This is a genomic window from Pseudomonas sp. GW821-FHT02H09 (genome assembly GCF_059421425.1).
The window spans coordinates 1-17,404 of record NZ_JBWKVA010000018.1; the positions used below are offsets into that span (position 1 = coordinate 1).

At 53.3% G+C, this 17,404-nt stretch carries 22 protein-coding genes; 19 read left to right on the forward strand and 3 right to left on the reverse strand.

Annotated elements, in window-relative coordinates:
- Positions 1–170: 170 nt before the first annotated feature.
- On the reverse strand, positions 171–1,064 hold the full coding sequence (locus AC07VR_RS22095) for a LysR family transcriptional regulator (RefSeq protein WP_495012519.1): 894 nt from the start codon (positions 1,062–1,064) through the stop codon (positions 171–173).
- Between the two features lie 132 nt (positions 1,065–1,196).
- Here AC07VR_RS22095 and AC07VR_RS22100 point away from each other — a divergent pair, with 132 nt between their 5' ends.
- The 4 genes from AC07VR_RS22100 to AC07VR_RS22115 all read left to right on the forward strand — a co-directional run bounded on the left by AC07VR_RS22100 (position 1,197) and on the right by AC07VR_RS22115 (position 4,181).
- A complete protein-coding gene (locus AC07VR_RS22100) occupies positions 1,197–2,177 on the forward strand; it encodes an aldo/keto reductase (protein WP_495012615.1) in 981 nt (326 codons plus the stop codon).
- Positions 2,178–2,264: 87 nt separating this feature from the next.
- Positions 2,265–2,954: a carboxymuconolactone decarboxylase family protein gene (locus AC07VR_RS22105; RefSeq protein WP_495012520.1), complete on the forward strand. Its 690-nt coding sequence runs from the start codon at positions 2,265–2,267 to the stop codon at positions 2,952–2,954.
- Positions 2,955–3,049: 95 nt separating this feature from the next.
- Positions 3,050–3,361: a putative quinol monooxygenase gene (locus tag AC07VR_RS22110; protein WP_495012521.1), complete on the forward strand. Its 312-nt coding sequence runs from the start codon at positions 3,050–3,052 to the stop codon at positions 3,359–3,361.
- Between the two features lie 205 nt (positions 3,362–3,566).
- Positions 3,567–4,181: an alpha/beta fold hydrolase gene (locus AC07VR_RS22115; RefSeq protein WP_495012522.1), complete on the forward strand. Its 615-nt coding sequence runs from the start codon at positions 3,567–3,569 to the stop codon at positions 4,179–4,181.
- A gap of 465 nt (positions 4,182–4,646) precedes the next feature.
- Here AC07VR_RS22115 and AC07VR_RS22120 read toward each other — a convergent pair whose 3' ends face one another.
- Positions 4,647–4,988: a winged helix-turn-helix transcriptional regulator gene (locus AC07VR_RS22120; RefSeq protein WP_007985565.1), complete on the reverse strand. Its 342-nt coding sequence runs from the start codon at positions 4,986–4,988 to the stop codon at positions 4,647–4,649.
- A gap of 99 nt (positions 4,989–5,087) precedes the next feature.
- Here AC07VR_RS22120 and AC07VR_RS22125 point away from each other — a divergent pair, with 99 nt between their 5' ends.
- The 13 genes from AC07VR_RS22125 to AC07VR_RS22185 all read left to right on the forward strand — a co-directional run bounded on the left by AC07VR_RS22125 (position 5,088) and on the right by AC07VR_RS22185 (position 14,181).
- Entirely contained in the window at positions 5,088–5,414 is a 327-nt protein-coding gene (locus AC07VR_RS22125) for a nuclear transport factor 2 family protein (protein WP_007985564.1), read from the forward strand.
- A complete protein-coding gene (locus AC07VR_RS22130; protein WP_495012523.1) occupies positions 5,414–6,193 on the forward strand; it encodes an SDR family oxidoreductase in 780 nt (259 codons plus the stop codon). The genes AC07VR_RS22125 and AC07VR_RS22130 overlap by 1 nt, the downstream gene beginning before the upstream one ends.
- A 968-nt stretch (positions 6,194–7,161) precedes the next feature.
- Complete coding sequence (locus AC07VR_RS22135) at positions 7,162–7,752, forward strand: cytochrome-c peroxidase (RefSeq protein ID WP_495012524.1); 591 nt, start codon at positions 7,162–7,164, stop codon at positions 7,750–7,752.
- Positions 7,749–8,417, forward strand: coding sequence for a hypothetical protein (locus AC07VR_RS22140; RefSeq protein ID WP_495012525.1), 669 nt, complete (start codon positions 7,749–7,751; stop codon positions 8,415–8,417). The genes AC07VR_RS22135 and AC07VR_RS22140 overlap by 4 nt, the downstream gene beginning before the upstream one ends.
- Positions 8,418–8,796: 379 nt before the next feature.
- Positions 8,797–9,057 carry a hypothetical protein gene (locus tag AC07VR_RS22145; RefSeq protein ID WP_495012526.1) on the forward strand — a complete coding sequence of 87 codons (261 nt, stop codon included), beginning with the start codon at positions 8,797–8,799 and terminating at the stop codon, positions 9,055–9,057.
- Between the two features lie 22 nt (positions 9,058–9,079).
- A complete protein-coding gene (locus tag AC07VR_RS22150; protein WP_495012527.1) occupies positions 9,080–9,388 on the forward strand; it encodes a tlde1 domain-containing protein in 309 nt (102 codons plus the stop codon).
- Positions 9,385–9,885 carry a hypothetical protein gene (locus AC07VR_RS22155; protein ID WP_495012528.1) on the forward strand — a complete coding sequence of 167 codons (501 nt, stop codon included), beginning with the start codon at positions 9,385–9,387 and terminating at the stop codon, positions 9,883–9,885. The genes AC07VR_RS22150 and AC07VR_RS22155 overlap by 4 nt, the downstream gene beginning before the upstream one ends.
- Positions 9,886–9,895: 10 nt before the next feature.
- Positions 9,896–10,819 (forward strand): RHS repeat-associated core domain-containing protein, encoded by a 924-nt coding sequence (locus AC07VR_RS22160; RefSeq protein WP_495012529.1) that lies wholly within the window; start codon positions 9,896–9,898, stop codon positions 10,817–10,819.
- A gap of 5 nt (positions 10,820–10,824) precedes the next feature.
- Positions 10,825–11,094 (forward strand): hypothetical protein, encoded by a 270-nt coding sequence (locus AC07VR_RS22165; RefSeq protein ID WP_495012530.1) that lies wholly within the window; start codon positions 10,825–10,827, stop codon positions 11,092–11,094.
- A 132-nt stretch (positions 11,095–11,226) separates the two neighbouring features.
- Complete coding sequence (locus AC07VR_RS22170; RefSeq protein ID WP_495012531.1) at positions 11,227–11,808, forward strand: RHS repeat-associated core domain-containing protein; 582 nt, start codon at positions 11,227–11,229, stop codon at positions 11,806–11,808.
- 381 nt (positions 11,809–12,189) lie between these two features.
- On the forward strand, positions 12,190–13,017 hold the full coding sequence (locus tag AC07VR_RS22175) for an RHS repeat-associated core domain-containing protein (RefSeq protein WP_495012532.1): 828 nt from the start codon (positions 12,190–12,192) through the stop codon (positions 13,015–13,017).
- Positions 13,010–13,321, forward strand: a complete 312-nt coding sequence (locus tag AC07VR_RS22180) for a hypothetical protein (protein WP_495012533.1) — start codon at positions 13,010–13,012, stop codon at positions 13,319–13,321. Before AC07VR_RS22175 ends, AC07VR_RS22180 begins: the two co-directional genes overlap by 8 nt.
- 404 nt (positions 13,322–13,725) lie before the next feature.
- A complete protein-coding gene (locus tag AC07VR_RS22185) occupies positions 13,726–14,181 on the forward strand; it encodes a hypothetical protein (RefSeq protein ID WP_495012534.1) in 456 nt (151 codons plus the stop codon).
- A 769-nt stretch (positions 14,182–14,950) separates the two neighbouring features.
- Here AC07VR_RS22185 and AC07VR_RS22190 read toward each other — a convergent pair.
- Entirely contained in the window at positions 14,951–15,850 is a 900-nt protein-coding gene (locus AC07VR_RS22190; protein ID WP_495012535.1) for a LysR family transcriptional regulator, read from the reverse strand.
- Positions 15,851–15,993: 143 nt separating this feature from the next.
- On the opposite strand from AC07VR_RS22190, the gene AC07VR_RS22195 reads away from it, so the two are divergent.
- Positions 15,994–16,692, forward strand: a complete 699-nt coding sequence (locus AC07VR_RS22195; RefSeq protein WP_494992178.1) for a CoA transferase subunit A — start codon at positions 15,994–15,996, stop codon at positions 16,690–16,692.
- Positions 16,693–16,743: 51 nt separating this feature from the next.
- Positions 16,744–17,403: a CoA transferase subunit B gene (locus tag AC07VR_RS22200; protein ID WP_495012536.1), complete on the forward strand. Its 660-nt coding sequence runs from the start codon at positions 16,744–16,746 to the stop codon at positions 17,401–17,403.
- Position 17,404 lies beyond the last annotated feature (1 nt).

Genomic DNA, 17,404 nt, shown 5'->3' on the forward strand with positions numbered 1-17,404 from the left:
GTGATCCCCCGCCGGCCAATGCAGAGATTTTGCCGCAGGCCAGACAGGGGAGCTACTTTTTCAACAGAATCGGCCAAAAGCAGACATTGATGACGGCGTGAACCAACTGCTGGAGGTAGTCAGTCAAAAACGATGACTATCGTCATCCAATACAGGATCTGCCCATTCCCCTACCCCTTGTATCGTAGAGCGTTGGCTACAAGTGCGAAGGCTGGCAAGGACTGCCTCCGGCTCGGGTAGTAAAGGTGATATCCGGGAAAAGTCGGCGACCAGTCTTCAAGAACACGGATTAACCGGCCATCCTCGACATAGCCCTGGACAAGATCCTCCGGCGCATATGCCAGCCCGTATCCTTCCACAGCTGCGGCCATTGTTTGGGGTGAGGTGTTAAAGATCATCTGCCCAGACACCTGAACATGCAGCGCCTTACCGGCCTTTGAAAACTCCCAGGCATACAAACCACCATGAGTGGGCAAACGCAGGTTCGCGCAGTTATGAGTTGTCAGATCTTGGGGAATCTGTGGTTTTGCACGATGAGCAAAGTAACTCGGCGCTCCCACCACAGCCATTCGAAAGTCAGGGGAAATCCTGACTGCGATCATGTCCTTTGCCACTTGATCGCCTATACGCACTCCGGCGTCGTAGCGTTCAGCGACGATATCGATCAACCCGTAGCCAATGTTGATCTCCAGAGTCAGATCGGGATATTCCGGCAGCAACCTGGAGAGTTTCGGCCAGAGAATGGTAGAGGCCGCATGGTCGTGCGAGGTTATCCGGATAGTTCCGGCCGGCTTGTCGCGCAGCTCTCCTAACGCGGCAATTTCGGCTTCTATTCCCTCGTAGTAAGGCACAAGGCTGACAAGCAATCGCTCGCCGGCTTCGGTCGGCGACGCGCCGCGTGTGGTGCGGGTCAGCAAGCGGATACCAAGACGTTCTTCAAGACTGCGGATGCTATGGCTGATAGCGGATTGGGACACACCCAGATGGGCCGCGGCTCTGGTGAAACTGCGCTCGCGCGCAACGGTGATAAACACCGCAAGGCTGTTGAAATCGCTCTGTGCCATTATGAATTTATCTCATACCGGTTATCGCAGTATGCCACTTCTTGAATGGATCAGATCTTTTTAAAGTAGCTGCATCCCCAATAACCAAACAGTTTGTGGGTTGGTTTCCAATACCCTCAAAGGAGATGGATGATGCAAAAGCGAAAAATCGGCAGCAACGGCCTCGAAGTTTCAGCCATTGGCCTGGGCTGCATGGGCCTGACATTCGGCTATGGCCCCGCCACTGACAAAGCGGACGCAATCAAACTCATCAGGGCGGCCTTTGAGCGTGGTGTCACCCTCTTCGATTCGGCAGAAGCCTATGGGCAAGTCAACGAAGAAATGGTGGGCGAAGCCGTTCAACCATTTCGCGAGCAGATCGTCATCGCGACAAAATTCGGTTTTAAGGACGGCAATCCCGCCGCTGGGCTGGACAGTCGACCTGAGCGCATCCGTCAGGTGGCGGAAGAATCACTCAAGCGCCTGAAGACCGACTGCATTGACCTGTTTTACCAACATCGCGTCGATCCCAATGTCCCTATGGAAGATGTTGCCGGGGCCGTGCGCGACCTCATTACCGAAGGCAAGGTCAAATACTTTGGCATGTGTGAAGCTGGCGTAGACGCTATCCGTCGTGCCCATGCAGTGCAGCCGCTGTCGGCACTTCAAAGTGAGTATTCGATGTTCACCCGTGAGCCTGAACTGGAAATAATTCCAACTCTCGAAGCGCTCGGGATTGGTTTCATTCCCTTCAGCCCGTTGGGCAAAGGTTTCCTGACCGGGAAAATAGATGCCGGTACGACCTTCTCTAGCGGTGATGTACGGAATAATCTGCCTCGATTTGCTGACGGTGCCCGCGAGGCGAACCACCATCTCGTCGCCCTGATCGGTGAAATCGCCCAGCGCAAGCAAGCAACCCCCGCCCAGATTGCACTTGCCTGGCTGCTGGCACAAAAGCCGTGGATTGCGCCTATCCCCGGCACCACCAAGCTGCATCGCCTTGAAGAGAACGTAGGCGGAGCAACCGTGCAATTGACCGCAGAAGACCTTCGTGAACTCGGTGAGGTTCTGGCCAGGGTGCCTGTACAAGGTGAGCGCTACAACGCGCAGATGATGAAAACCATCAACCGCTAAGCGTTCTTCAGCGCCTGACGGTGTTTCTTCAGAAGCACCGTCACGCACTCGTTTCCCTCTATTCACCTGCACGAGCGATTAATCACTATGAAGTCAGACGAAGTGAACTTCGCCGTACCGGCATTTGCGCGCTCCACCCAGGACGTGCTTTTGGAAGAGATATGGCAGCGTCCGCAATTGCTGCCCCGGGATCGCAGCATCGTGACTGTAGCCGCCTTGATTGCGCGGCATCAGCCAGCCGAAATGGCTCGCCAATTCGATTTGGCGTTGAACAATGGCGTCACGCCCACCGAACTGAGTGAAGTCATCACTCATTTGGCATTCTATTCAGGCTGGGGCAATGCCACATTGGCAGCATCCATCGCCAAAGACGTATTTGAGGCCCGCGATATCGTGCCAACCGCATTGGCGGATGTACAAGACAACATGCTCCCAGTCGACGAAGCCTTTGAGCAGATGCGCGTGGCGGCGGTAGAACAGATGATCGGCCCTGCATTTGAAGCGCTTGCAGGCTATACAACTTCGGTACTGTTCCATGACCTGTGGCTGCGCCCGACACTCACTCCCCGTGATCGCAGTCTGGCCACGGTCGCAGCCCTGGTTGCAGTGGGGCAAGCCGCGCAAATTCCCTTTCACGTAAACAAAGCCATGGACAACGGCCTGACCCAAATTCAGGCCGCTGAAGTCATTACGCATCTGGCCTTCTACGCCGGCTGGCCGAACGCAATGTCGGCGGCAGCCATCGCCAAAGGAATATTCGAAAAGCGCTCCGAGTAAATCGCTGGGCAAATCCGGCGCTGCACGTCGAATGGCCGGCCGTGAATCGGTCATTTCGCGCCAGCCAAGGGTTCCTCTACATACAGGGTAAAAACATGCAAAGCACCAAATCCGAAGAGCGGCACATCATCTGCGAACTTCGCTGCGATGATTGCAACACCGAGCGGGTCAAAGCCTTGATCCTGCAATTTGTTGAGCCGGCAAGAGCGGAACCCGGTTGCCTGTATTACGACCTCTATCAGAGTTTCGAAGCACCCAATACGTTTTACATTATCGATGGCTGGACAAACCAGCAGGCGGTGGAAAAGCACGCTGGCAACCAACATGTCGCCAGCGTTATGGAAGAGCTACGTCCACTGCTCACTTACGGCCCCGTTATTACCCTTAATGCTCGTGTCAGTGACTGAGGCCAATCGTCTGATGGTACTTATGGCAGCGCTAACGGTTATGCACCTCAGATTTCACCCATAGCGGTCGCTGGATAGTGTCCGCTATGGGTCGCGAGTTGCCCTTCACTACCGGCGGCTCTCGTTCCGAAGTGGTCATCGTACCTCGTGGCATCCATTTTTCCCCCTGCTGACTCTTTCAATCCCACCTTCAAGGACCGAACCTGTGATCGCATCCCCCACCAAACTCCTCTTCCTGCCCGGAGCCTCAGGTAACACCCGGTTTTGGCATCCGGTTGCTGAGCGCCTGGCCCACCCGGCGCAGCAGGTCCATATCGGCTGGCCCGGCTTTGGAGACACTCCGCCCTTGCCTAGCGTGACTGGCATGGATGATCTGGTGGCTCGCGTGCTGGCCGAGATCGACCGGCCCACAGCGCTGGTGGCACAGTCCATGGGCGGCATAGTCGCTGTGCTTGCGGCGCTTGAACGCCCTGAGCTGATCACGCACCTGACGCTGACCGTTACCTCTGGTGGGGTGGATATGTCTGCTCTGGGCGCGCATGACTGGCGCCCGGATTTTGCTGCCGCCAACCCGACACTGCCGAGTTGGTTTCTCGACGACCGCACCGACCTCACGCTCCGGTTGGTCGAGTTGCGCACGCCAGTCCTGCTCCTCTGGGGAGATTCTGATCTGATCAGCCCTGTTCGCGTCGGCCAGCGCCTTGCTCAACTGTTACCCCGTGCTGAACTACACGTTTTCCCTGGCGCCGATCACAGTCTGGGCTTTACTCACGCAGCCGAAGTGGCGAGGTTGATCGAGAGACATCTGACCTGCTGGTGAGCGGAGCATTTGTTGCCACCGCGTCGGACTGATTGTGCGGCCCCGTGCGTTTCAAGACCTCTCGGATAGCGGACAGACAACCGGAGGCATATCGCTCCTAACCTCGCCGGATACTCTGCGCAAACCGTGTAGAGATGAAAAAAAATCAAAGCATAGTTAAAAGAGTACGAACCAACATTGAGTCTATGACATGTGATTTCGCACCACGTTGACCACCTGCCATGGGTCGTTTTCTGCCGACTGTGACAAGCAACAATCGGCCCAGGCTGTGTAAAAACGCAGGCGTCGTTTTGCGGCCCTCGCTTCTACGTTAAATCTGCAAACGTCCAGTTAGTTAGCAGATTTGGATTTTGCGCAGGAGCGTGTTTTTCTTGCCGATTTTGATTGCTGCACCAGCCCGGAAGTGTTTTTACACAGCCTCGACCAATAGCAGCCTCTCATGTGAGGCTGCGAAACCTCGGGGGCTCAAGCATCTGGATTGAGCGTCTCCCTAAGTTCCGCCCATTGCAATAGTGCATCCAATGCCGGACACAGCGCCTGGCCCCACTCTGTCATGCGATATTCCACTTTAGGCGGTACTTGCGGATAGGCGGTGCGATGCACGATGCCATCCGCTTCCAACTGGCGTAACTGCTGGGCGAGCATTTTCTGGGATATCTCGGGGATTAGCTTTTCCAGCTCGGAAAAGCGTTGCACCTGGCCACCAAAGAGGTGGAACAGGATCACCAGCTTCCAACGTCCTTCGAGTTGCTTGAACACTGCTTCTACTTCGCTAGCCGCAGTAGAGGGCGTATAGATTTTTCTCATATTTCCCTAGCTTACTTTTTCGTGGGTTCTTGCCATCGGGTATGGCCGAAAGCGAACATGTGGATGAAGAAATCCTTACATCAGTGAGGTGAAATCGCCATGAAAATCGAATTGCCTGAACCGCTCGCCAGCTACCTTGCGGCCGAAAAGATTACTGACACCGAGGTGTTGGAGCGCTGCTTCGCCAAAGATGCCACCGTGCGTGACGAAGGCCAGACGTACAAGGGGTTGGAGGCCATCAAATCCTGGAAGCAAGCCTCGCAGGCCAAGTATCAATACAGCATCGAACCATTGAGCAGCTCGCAGGAAGGACAGACCGTGACCCTGCTCGCTCGGCTTACGGGGAACTTCCCAGGCAGCCCTGTCGAGCTCTCTTACACCGTTGTACTCGTCGACGACAAGATCGCATCCCTGGAGATTCGCTGATGAGCATCGCACTGGAACTCGAAGACCTCCGGGCGCTGGTCACCGGCGGAACCAAAGGCATTGGAGAAGCCGTCGTCTCCCGACTTCGCGAGGCTGGCGCAAAAGTCCTGACAGCTGCGCGCTCGCGTCCCGAGCACCTTCCCGAGGACCTCTTCGTCGCGGCGGACATCACCACCACCGAGGGTTGTGCCAGCGTCTTCGATGCCGTCCATGATCGTCTCGGCGGGCTCGATATCATCGTTCATGTCGCAGGTGGATCATCGGCTCCCGCCGGTGGCTACGCGATGCTCGATGACCAGGAATGGCAGCGGGCTCTGGACCTGAACCTGCTCTCGGCAGTTCGCATCGACCGAGCACTACTGCCCATGCTGCTCAAGCAGGGTTCGGGCGTCATCATCCATGTCACTTCTATCCAGAACCAGTTGCCGCTACCTGAATCCACCCTGGCGTATGCCGCTGCCAAGGCCGCGCTTTCGAACTACAGCAAGGGTCTTTCCAAAGAGGTCAGCCCCAAGGGCGTGCGTGTGGTCCGGGTGTCACCGGGATGGGTCGAGACGGAGGCCTCAGTCGCCTTTGTGAAGGAAATCGCGAGGCAGAACGGCACCGATTATGAGGGCGGCCGCCAAATCGTGATGGGCTCGCTGGGAGGTATCCCGATCGGACGCCCCGCCAGACCAAAGGAAGTCGCTGATCTGATCGCATTCCTTGTCTCGCCGCTTGCAAGCTCCATTACTGGTACTGAATACGTCATCGATGGTGGAACGGTTCCCACAGTGTGATGCCTTCCTTTAGTTAGCATGAAGTAAGGCAGTGAGCGTGCCCCGCACTATCTTATAGCCACCCATATGAATGAGGCGAAAACTAGCCCGACATAGAGGGGAAGTGAAAAAAGTGAGTCCGTGTCCTTTTGATTGAGCGTCCGCAATGGGTCGACTGCGGCCCTTGGTGACAGGCAGAAATCGGCCATGAGGAGACATTCAACTCCGTCTGCGAAACACGGGACGACTCACTGAATCTGCTCGCTAGAGTGTTCATCCTCGCTCCCCTTGGGTTTGTAGGACATCGGTTAGCCCCAGCGCCAAAAAGAACCGCAACTCGGCGGCCCGGAAAAAATTTCCGTCCTTTCAGCAGCATCAAATCCTCCTATTGATGTTGAGCGTGGGCCCCGAAATTTCCGCAACTTTGGTGGAGCCTCCAGAACTGCGGGAAATATGGACAGCAGCCTAACTCACTACTAAAAAGTAAATAAAAACAGCCAGATCGGATTGTGGCTACTGCAATAGACAGAACATTGACAGTCGGTAGAGTGAGAATCTGCCTGCATACCGGCGAACAAACGGGTTCCCCTCGAATAAACCTTGCATGGTCGAAATAGATCGCAGGAAAGCCATCCTGGCCGGTCGATTTCTAGGCGCCAGTTGGCGAGTTTTTTAACACTGTACTACTGTCACTTCGTGCTGGATGCTCGGGGTCGTGGGCTTTTGATCTCACTCAATCTCATGGAATGAAAACTCCATCCCTGTGAGCGCGCTAGTGTTCCAACCGCTGCGCATACGACGTGTACGACGAGCCAAATTTTGGCTCTGGTTCACAGGGAGGTGCTTATGGTTACTTCAGGTTTACTACAGTCCCAGCAGCAAATGCTGGGCACTCTCCAATGGGTTGATCCGAAACACTGCGTTTTCCGCCCCTATCTCCTCAGGTATCGCAGCCCCCGGCTTCAGCCCCCTCAGTACAAGTACTGAGCATGCGCGTCGTGCATTGCCTGAGCATGTGCCTGGTGCTGTTGCCTGCTGGCATGCCAATGGCCGACCCTCTGCCTCGATTCTCGGCGGCGTGTGCCGAGCAAGCCGCAGATAATTTGCTGGGTCTTCCACCAGCACAGGGCGTCTCATCGCCTAATCACCTGGCGGAAAAAGTTCAGCTCGGCAAAACGCTGTTCTTTGACAAGCGTCTGAGTGCTGACGACTCGATCAGTTGTGCCTCCTGCCATATTCCCGAGCATGGCTTCATCGATGGTTTGCCGCGCGCCCAAGGTATCCACCGCCAGTTGGGGTCGCGTAACACGCCCACTCTTTTCAATGCGGTATTTGCCCAGACCCAGTTCTGGGATGGACGCCGCGACAGCCTTGAGACGCAGGCTACAGATCCACTCTTTAATCCGATCGAACACGGCCTGCGAGATGAGGCGCACTTACTCCACGCCATTCGGCAGGATGACCATTATGTTGCCGCCTTCAAGCAAGCATTTGCTACCCCTCCTGAGACGTTAACGGTCGCGCAGGTTGGGGTTCAAGCAGGCCTCAAGGCTGGAAATGATTGCGGGTGTGGAAAATGAGACCAAAATCAAAGTACTTTTCGGACATTGTCATAACATTAGTTTTGGTCGTCGTTGGCTGTTTCGTGGCAGCGAAAGGCAGAGATTGGCTTATTGAGTGGTGGGGCATACGAGTTTCGCCGGGGCTTTACTTTTGCATGGCGTATCTATTTGTAGCCTTCGTAGTGTGGATAGCGACAGTAAAGCTACTTAATGAAATGCGGGCTGAATCGATGGTACAACAAGAACGACAGGTATCCTTCGGTGATATGCCGGCTCTCGCCCAAAATGAAGGGAAGGCTGTTTATCGATACCCCTACCATGCTGTATGTCTGGCAGTTGCCGTTTCTGCGATTTTCATAATCGTCCCAGCTATTTCAGATAATCCTGCGAAACCGATTTCGTTGGCCGGGTACCTGATGTGCTTTGGGTTTTCCACGATTGTAATTATATACGCAGCCTATCTTTTAAAATTTTCAGTTCGCATTGATGGGACAAGCTTGGAAATTCACGGATTCACGAAAAAAACCTTCCTGTTGAGTGATGTTTTGGAAGTCCAGTTACGCCGAGATAAAGGCAACCTACGCGCGGTGGTAAAGCTTACCAATGGGGAAATATTTTCTTTTTCTGGAATGCTTAAAGACTTTTCCAGTTTGACAAAAACGTTGCGAGCGAAAACCAGATAGGACGGAACTGTACCGTCGGATTCAAAGGGGGCGGACTCTGAGGAATCCCCCACAAATCTACTCCAACGCCAGCGCTTGTTGATATACCTCGTTTCGCAATGCGCGTTCAAGTCTCTCCAAGGTTTTTCGAGAGCTTGAGCCGGGTCAGCAACGCCAGTATTCCAAGCGTTTGGTTCCGTTAGTGCGTCCGGTGGCGAGGGCCCAATTGTCGGAGGAGAGGGATATACCGGTAGAGGCTCACAAGGTCAATCTGTAACCGGAGGTAATCTGTTTATAGGCGGCGGAGGCGATACTATGGCTTCTGGAACTGCCGGCGCGACAGACACGTGGATAAAACCATGGTGAAAAATGGACGGTCGAAAATCTGGGAGGCTGGAGAATGAATTCACTTAAACTCGTCGTGGGAGTACTGGCCTTAGGCTTTTGGTTTTCATCATTTTTTGTCTGGAAATACTTTGATGCTCACGGGCTGAGAACACCGGATCCTCAAGGTGGAAAAATCTACCCGCTGAATACGCATGGATCGGTTGTATATCTAACGCTCCGTGAGCATTACTTTTTGTACGGTTTGATCATCGCTGGCATAGTGTTCTTCCTGCTCAGCGTTGTTTTTTATTTTGTTGGGAGCAAGCGACCATAGTAACAATCCTAGCGCAACTACCATGGTCGGCACTGGTTACGCAGGAAACGATGACGGTCGAAATAACCCTGCGATGCAAGGCGCTACAGATGTGGGTCCAATTCCTCAAGGGACATACGATATAGGACCCGATCTTTACAGCCCTAACACGGGGCCAAGCACTATGAACTTAACGCCACAGCAAGGAACAGACACCTTGGGGCGGGACCTCTTTCGTATTCATGGGGACAACGCTACGAATATTGCTTCACACGGTTGTGTCGTTGCTGGCCCCCAAATTAGAAATCAAATCAACAACAGTTCTGATCACATATTGCGGGTGGTGCCATGAGTAGATTTTTTCTATATGCTTTTGCTCTTCTGATCTCATTTTCTGTTGAGCCAACTTTTGCGGAAAATACGAATTTTGAAGAAGGTGTCGCAAAAACCAGTATGGTTCTAGGTGGTTCGGATATAGTGAGTGTTTCAGTCGAAACAATTATACTACCAAATGATTATGCCTACAGCAAAGCGTACATGTGGGGAGGTGACGAGACATCTCCGCCAAAGAGAATCATCAAGACAATTACAATATTGAGAAACGGCCAAGCGTTTTTTATTCCACTCTCCACATATGCTGATCTCGCCAACCCCAGAAACTTGCGTTTAGAAAAACTTCCTGCGCACGGGTTTCGATTGACCATTAATGGAGGTGATGCTGCCGGTTCATACAGCGCAATGCTAGACTTCAAGAAAAACGAGATTTTTCGCAGAAAAGTTGTAAGTGGCGAGTTTCCAAAAGAGGCATGGGAGGAAACAACTTTCTCCTTCAATCACTTGAACAATTAACTATACCCATATGAATTTTATTATAAGGACAGACACGCCGGACTTATATGACGCTACCAACAGACGCAGCCAGAAAACGATTGCCGGCCAGACCACCGGCTATGTCTTCGACGGCATCAATCTGGTGCAAGAGCTGACCGGTGCCGTCACCCCCACAGTACAGGCCAACCTCCTCACGGGCGGCATCGATGAAATATTTAGCCGCACCGAGGCCAGTGGCAGCACCTACAGCTACCTGGTTGATGCACTGGGCTCAACCCAAGCGCTCACCGACAGCACCGGAGCACCCGCCACGCAATACACCTACGCCCCTTATGGCCAGACCAGTAGCAGCGGCTCCGCCAGTGCTAACAGCCAGCAGTACACTGGGCGGGAAAATGATGGTACGGGCCTCTATTATTATCGGGCACGGTATTACTCTCCGGGATTTGGGCGTTTTATCTCAGGAGATCCGATTGGCCTTTCCGGAGGGGTTAATACGTATGCCTATGTGAAGAGTAATCCAATCAACTTTCGTGATCCACTTGGACTTTGGACATTGCAGCTTGGGCTCTCATTTTCGTATTCAGCTACGATATTTGATGCGGGCATTGGTGGCACGGCTGGGTTTGGGGCTGCCATTGATGGTAACGGAAATATAGCTGCATATGGACTCTATGGTGGTGGGGGAGCGCTTGGCACGCCTGGGGGTTACGCTGGAGTGCAAGTCGCAACATCTAATGGCAATAGCGTTTGTGATTTGGCGGGGCCTTTCAATAATGTAAGTTTGGGCGGTGGTTGGGGTCCAAGCACGACCGGTGATGCATTCTGGGGGGCTGGGTCTCAAGGTCAAACGGTGATTGGAGCGGGATGGACGGTAGGTCCTGGGTTTGGCGGGGGAGCTTTTTCTGGAAAAACGAATACGATTCTGAGCCCTGTCGGACATTTATGGTGATGAATATGAAAATAGTTATTGTCATTTTTAAATTTATCGCTGGAGCCTCTGGTGTTTTACTATTTTTTTATCGAAGTGAATTGTTTGTTCGATATGCGGGGGAAGGCCCGAAAAATCCAGATGCAATACATCAGGTTTTGGTCAATAATCATGGAGCCTATTCATATATAACCTCGATGCAATCCGATTATCTTCACTTGTTGGATTTTTGGTCTGTGTCTTTAATTGTGCTAATGATCGTCATCGATCTCTTGCAGCGTAAGTACTTCCATTGAATTAGCATATTAATGTTCGTGGGCATGGTAGGCATCCAAGTGTTTTAAATTTTTAAACCTAATGTAGAGTTAACAGGCGGCATCGATGAAGTATTCTGCCGCACCGAGGCCAGTGGCAGCACTTTCAGCTTCTTGGCTGATGCGCAGGGTTCAACCCAAGCGCTCACCGACAGCAGCGGAGCACTCGCCACGCAATACACCTACGACCCTTATGGCCAGACCAGTAGCAGCGGCTCCGCCAGCGCTAACAGCCAGCAGTACACCGGCCGGGAAAATGATGGCACGGGCCTCTATTATTATCGGGCACGGTATTACTCTCCGGGCTTTGGGCATTTTATCTCGGGAGATCCGATTGGCCTTGCGGGAGGGATAAATACGTATGGTTATGTCGGTGGGAATCCGGTTTCTTACATTGATCCTTTAGGGCTATGGCGTCGTCCAGATTTCCTCTCAGCGAATTTAAATGTCGCAATTCCAAACCCATTAACGGGCACGGTTGTTGGCTGGTCAGGAACTGCAAGTATTGATCGATATGGGAGCTGGTACTGGAGCCCTTTAGGTGCAGGATTTGGGAAGTCTGCTACTATTATATCGGGAAGCGTTACTGCAAACTGGATAAATCAGTCATGCAACCCTACTGAAAATCAGCTCAATAATTTCTTGTCGGGAAATGGAATTAACGCTACTGCTGGCTTCTGGGGGGGGCGTTTCTGAGTCGTGGTCACCAAGTAATGGGTCCGCATCAGGGGTTGGATTGGTTACGCCACAACTAGGCGCTAGTTACAATTACTCCTTCCAGGCTGCTGGGAAGATTGGATCAGGATGGTGAGAATGAAAAGTTTTGAATTGTTAGTCTTTATTGTTGCACTGTGTTTACTGGGGGTAATGTGCTTGTTTTTTTCTGAGAAAACGCAAGGCATTATAATCAAGTGGGTTGACTGGACATACGCATCAAAAAACCACCCACTCAAGACCCTGGTTAGATCAAGCAATTACTTGTATATTCTTAGGGCGGTTGGCGCACTAGCTCTTTTAATGTCTTTTTTCTTAACATGGGGGCTGATAAGTAACTTATAAAAAGACATATATGCATATATGGTGATCATTCCTACCCTCTGCGTGAATACCTTGCTGGACACTCGGGGGGGGGAGTTTAGAAACAAACATCGGAGGATTATTTTCAAGACGCCTGCGATAGCGCTTCGGGCCGTGACCAGATCTACAGACTACCCAGGTTTATGTTGGCAATGGCCAGATAGAGCAGATACGCGACGCCGCGATACCACCTCCGGCAGTTTCAGTTATGACGCGGCCAACAGACGCAGCCAGAAGACGATTGCAGGCCAGACCACCGGCTATGTCTTCGACGGCATCAATCCGGTGCAAGAGCTGACCGGTGCCGTCACCCCCACAGCACAGGCCAACCTCCTCACTGGCGGCGTCGATGAAATATTCAGTCGCACTGAGGCCAGTGGCAGCACCTACAGTTACTTGGCTGATGCGCTGGGTTCAACCCAAGCGCTCACCGACAGCACCGGAGCGTTCACTACCCAATACGCCTATGACCCTTATGGCCAGACCGGCAGCAGCGGTCTTGCCAGCGCTAACAGCCAGCAATACACAGGGCGGGAAAATGATGGTACGGGTCTCTACTATTATCGGGCACGGTATTACTCTCCGGGCTTTGGGCGTTTTATCTCGGGAGATCCGATAGGTCTTGCTGGAGGGATTAATACGTATGCCTATGTAAACGGGAATCCGATTGGCCTCAAGGATCCTCGAGGAACCGATCCTGTTATTGGTGTAACGGTTGGCGCTATTTCAGGAACTGTCCAAGGCACTATAGGTGCGGCAGTGCAAGGTGGAGATTGGAGCTGGAGCGTTGGCGGGGGGCACAATTGGAGCCCTTGTTGGTTTGATTGATCCTAGTTTGGGCGTTGGTACATTGGCCATTATTGGAGGTGTCGCCGGTGGCCTTGGTGATATTGCCGGGCAGGAGATCGCGAAGTATGGCAAAAATTGCACGTCAATAAATTTGGGTTCTACCGTCGGCGCTGTCGCTGGAGGCGCGATGGCTGGTTGGGGTACTGGTGTATTTAGCGGGTTAAGTGAAGTATTCGGCGAATGGGGCGCTACTAGCATTGGGGCGGCCATAACATCCGGCCCGGCGATTGGTTTGCCTGCAATTGGTGCGGCGCTAGCTGGCGAAGGTGAGTCATCAAAGTGAGGGTGTTAAAAATGACCAACGGAAGCGAACACTTATTTATCGGAAGGCTGGCAATCCTACCACTTGCCTTTGTTGAGTGGGGAGTTTTGCTTTGGTATCTAAGTTCATTGCGGCGATTTCGTGACAATTTTCTGAAAAAATTTATAGGCGGATCTGTATCTATTGCGACCGTTTTCATAGTGATATTTGGACAAATGGAAGTCTACACAATAATCACTTCTATACCGCGCCCAATGACTGACAACTTTTTCTTTATTGTATTTTCCATTGAACATGTTGTATCCGTCTTTTTTATCTTCTATGCTGCAATTAAAAGCCGAAATCAGTAGGACGGCAATCACGAGTGTATTGTGTTGCATTTATCGTAAAGTATCTGTGGCCATGTTGGCGGGAATCCGATTAGCATGACTGATCCATATGGCCTCGCATATAAACTTACGATTTCTGGCGGTGTCGCTTTGATAGCCCCAGGATCGGGAGGAAATCTTAATATGGTCGGGGGTGTGAATTTCGATGGAATGAACTCATCAGTGTATGAGCAAGGTCAAGCCAATGGGGGGCTCGATGCTGGCTATTATGCCGAATGGGGAGGCAGCGCCGTTGGTGGAAAGGGTGATGCCCCCACTACAGGTTTTGACCACACTACGTATGGTGAGCTAGATGTCGGTTGGGGGCCTGCTTTCGGTATCAGTGCCTCAGGAGACAGTTGCGGGAAAATATCAGGAGTATCTGGTGCAGTTCCATACAAACTTGGGTCTGGTGCGGGGGTTGGTGCGTTTGCTGGTGAATCAGGGACTGCAACTGCGGTATCTCCAACACTCCAGACTATTGCCAATTGGTTTAATTCATTTGTCCACTAACGTGGAATTTAAAAAAAACATCACACAGCCCGGGATTAAATGAAAATGACACCCTACGATAAAGACCCCCTTATAAAGGAAATACGCCGGCGCCGTAACATGTTCCTGCTCTGGCTGCCCATTGGTTTTTTGATTGAATTAGCAGTCATAATAACAATATATATTTTTGGGGGCAAACTACCTGGATGGATGTTTACCGCAATGAACGCTGGCTGGATATTCGTTGGTTCTGTACTACTAATAAACATCTCAAATGTGCGCTGCCCTAGGTGCGGAAACAAGGCACTTCGATTTATCCCGTTCACCACCATGAAGTATGTTCGCTGTCGATGGTGCAACTATCCAGAAAAGGATTAATTCAACGCAGGAAGGGGGTTGTCTTTTTTGAGTTAAAAATGCTATTGAATATTTTAACGGCAATGTACTCCTCAGCAACAGCTATGATGCCAATAGCCGGGTCTCCCAGCAAACCCTAGGTTACGGCAGCAATCCATATGGGGAGGTGCCCCCTTGCTGTATGACGCCAATGGCAATATGACCAGCGGCAGCAACACCTGGGGTTCGCTACTCATCGGTGCCAATATCCTCCGTCCACGACTGACCGTATAGGGTCGTTCCCTGCCGGTCATTGCCACGAAACGAGTTGGTCAAATCCGATGCAAATGGCTGGTCAGGTGAAATGCAAACGGGTGGGCAAGTACGTGCAATTACCCAGCTCCCGGCCCATTTCCTGATGAGCTGATTAAAGCAAAGGGTTTTGGGAAAGCAATCACGACACTGAAAACCGCTCCCCCAGCCTTTCATCCTGCAAGATATCGAATAGCGCCTGAGCCGCCGCCGATAGCTCATGACCCGGTTTGGTCAGCACACCGATCGCTCTCATCAGCGGATCGCGCAGGGTGATGCAACGCGCGCCCAGCTCATGCATCTGCCCGGCACACAACGCCGGCACCGCGCTCACCCCCAACCCGCTGGCAACCATCCGCCCGACCGTCGCCAGCTGGTGACTCTCCAGTTCAACCGGGAGTTTCATGTTGCGGGCCTGCAGGTGTTCCTCAAGCATGACGCGCACCGTCGAGGGCCTTTGCAAGGTAATGAAGGGCAGCTTCAACAGGGATTCCCAGTCGGTTTCCCCGCAGTCGGCCAGCGCTGAATCACTGGGCACCACGGCCACGAACCGGTCGATATACAAGGGCGTGAACGCCAGCGACGAACTCTGCTGCGGTTCGAAGGCCACCCCCAGCTCCACCTGACGATCGCGGACCATCTCCAGCACCTGCTCGTTGATCACGTCGTTCACCGTGACGTTCACATTCGGGTAGCGGGCGCGGAAGTTTTTCAAGATCGACGGCAGCAAATTGCCGGCAAATGAGGGCATCGCGGCAATGGTCACGCGGCCGCGCTGCAGGGTGAAGCGTTGACGCAGTTCGTCCTCGGCATTATCCCAATCGGCAATCAGTCGCCGAGCCAGCGGCAGCAGCGCTTCGCCTTCCGGGGTCAGCGTGACATTGCGTGTGGTACGGCTGAACAGTCGGCCACCCAGGCCTTCTTCCAGCGCCTTGATCGTCAGGCTGAGGGCCGACTGCGAAAGATGCAGACGCTCGCAGGCCACGGCAAAACTGAGGCTTTGCGCCACGGCGAGAAAGGCGCGGATCTGCTTGACGGTCATCAGTGACGCCTCTAGGGATCGATTGTTTAATTTTATCTATTAATCAACCTTAAAAATCAACTTAACAAATAAATTCCCCAGAGCAACACTCTTGCCCATACGGCTAGCCAGCCGCCCACAAAGAATAAAAGAGGATGGTGCATATGGCAGGTTTCGATAAGCGCGTGGCTTCCTACGAGGAAGCGTTGGCCGGCCTGGAAGACGGTATGACCGTCATCTCCGGCGGCTTCGGTCTGTGTGGTATTCCGGAAAACCTGATCGCCGAGATCAAGCGCAAAGGCACTCGCGAACTCACCGTGGTCTCGAACAACTGCGGCGTCGACGGTTTCGGCCTCGGCGTGCTGCTGGAAGACCGGCAGATCCGCAAGGTGATCGCGTCCTACGTCGGCGAAAACGCCCTGTTCGAGAAGCAACTGCTCAGCGGTGAAATCGAAGTCGATCTGACCCCGCAAGGCACCCTGGCTGAAAAAATGCGCGCAGGCGGCGCAGGCATCCCGGCGTTCTTTACCGCCACCGGATACGGCACCCCGGTTGCCGACGGCAAGGAGACCCGCGAATTCAAGGGTCGCCCGTACCTGATGGAAGAATCCATCACCGGCGATTTCGCCATCGTCAAAGGCTGGAAAGCCGACCACTTCGGTAACGTGATCTACCGCCACACCGCACAGAATTTCAATCCGCTGGCCGCCACCGCCGGCAAGATCACCGTGGTCGAAGTCGAAGAAATCGTCGAACCGGGCGAGCTGGACCCAACGCAGATCCATACCCCTGGCATCTACGTTGACCGGATCATTTGCGGCACGTTCGAGAAGCGCATCGAACAGCGCACCGTGCGTTCCTGATCCCTTCCCTTCCAGCCCGAAGCTCTTGATAACAGAGCATGGAGAAAAACAATGGCTCTTACCCGCGAACAAATGGCTCAGCGCGTCGCCCGCGAAATGCAGGACGGCTTCTACGTTAACCTCGGCATCGGTATTCCGACCCTGGTCGCCAACTACATCCCGGACGGTATGGAAGTCATGCTGCAATCGGAAAACGGCTTGCTCGGCATGGGCTCCTTCCCCACCGATGCTGAAGTCGACGCCGACATGATCAACGCCGGCAAGCAGACCGTCACCGCCCGTATCGGTGCGTCGATTTTCTCTTCGGCCGAGTCTTTCGCGATGATTCGCGGCGGCCATATCGACCTCACCGTGCTCGGCGCTTTTGAAGTCGACGTGCAAGGCAACATCGCCTCCTGGATGATCCCCGGCAAGCTGGTCAAGGGCATGGGCGGCGCAATGGACCTGGTGGCCGGTGCCGAAAACATCATCGTCACCATGACCCACGCCTCCAAGGACGGGGAGTCAAAACTGCTGTCGCGCTGCAGCCTGCCGCTGACCGGCGCCGGTTGCATCAAACGTGTACTGACTGACCTGGCCTACCTGGAAATCCATGACGGTGCGTTCCTCCTCAAGGAACGTGCACCCGGTGTCAGCGTCGAGGAAATCGTCAGCAAGACCGCCGGCAAGCTGATCGTGCCTGAGCACGTCCCGGAAATGCAATTCGCCTGAA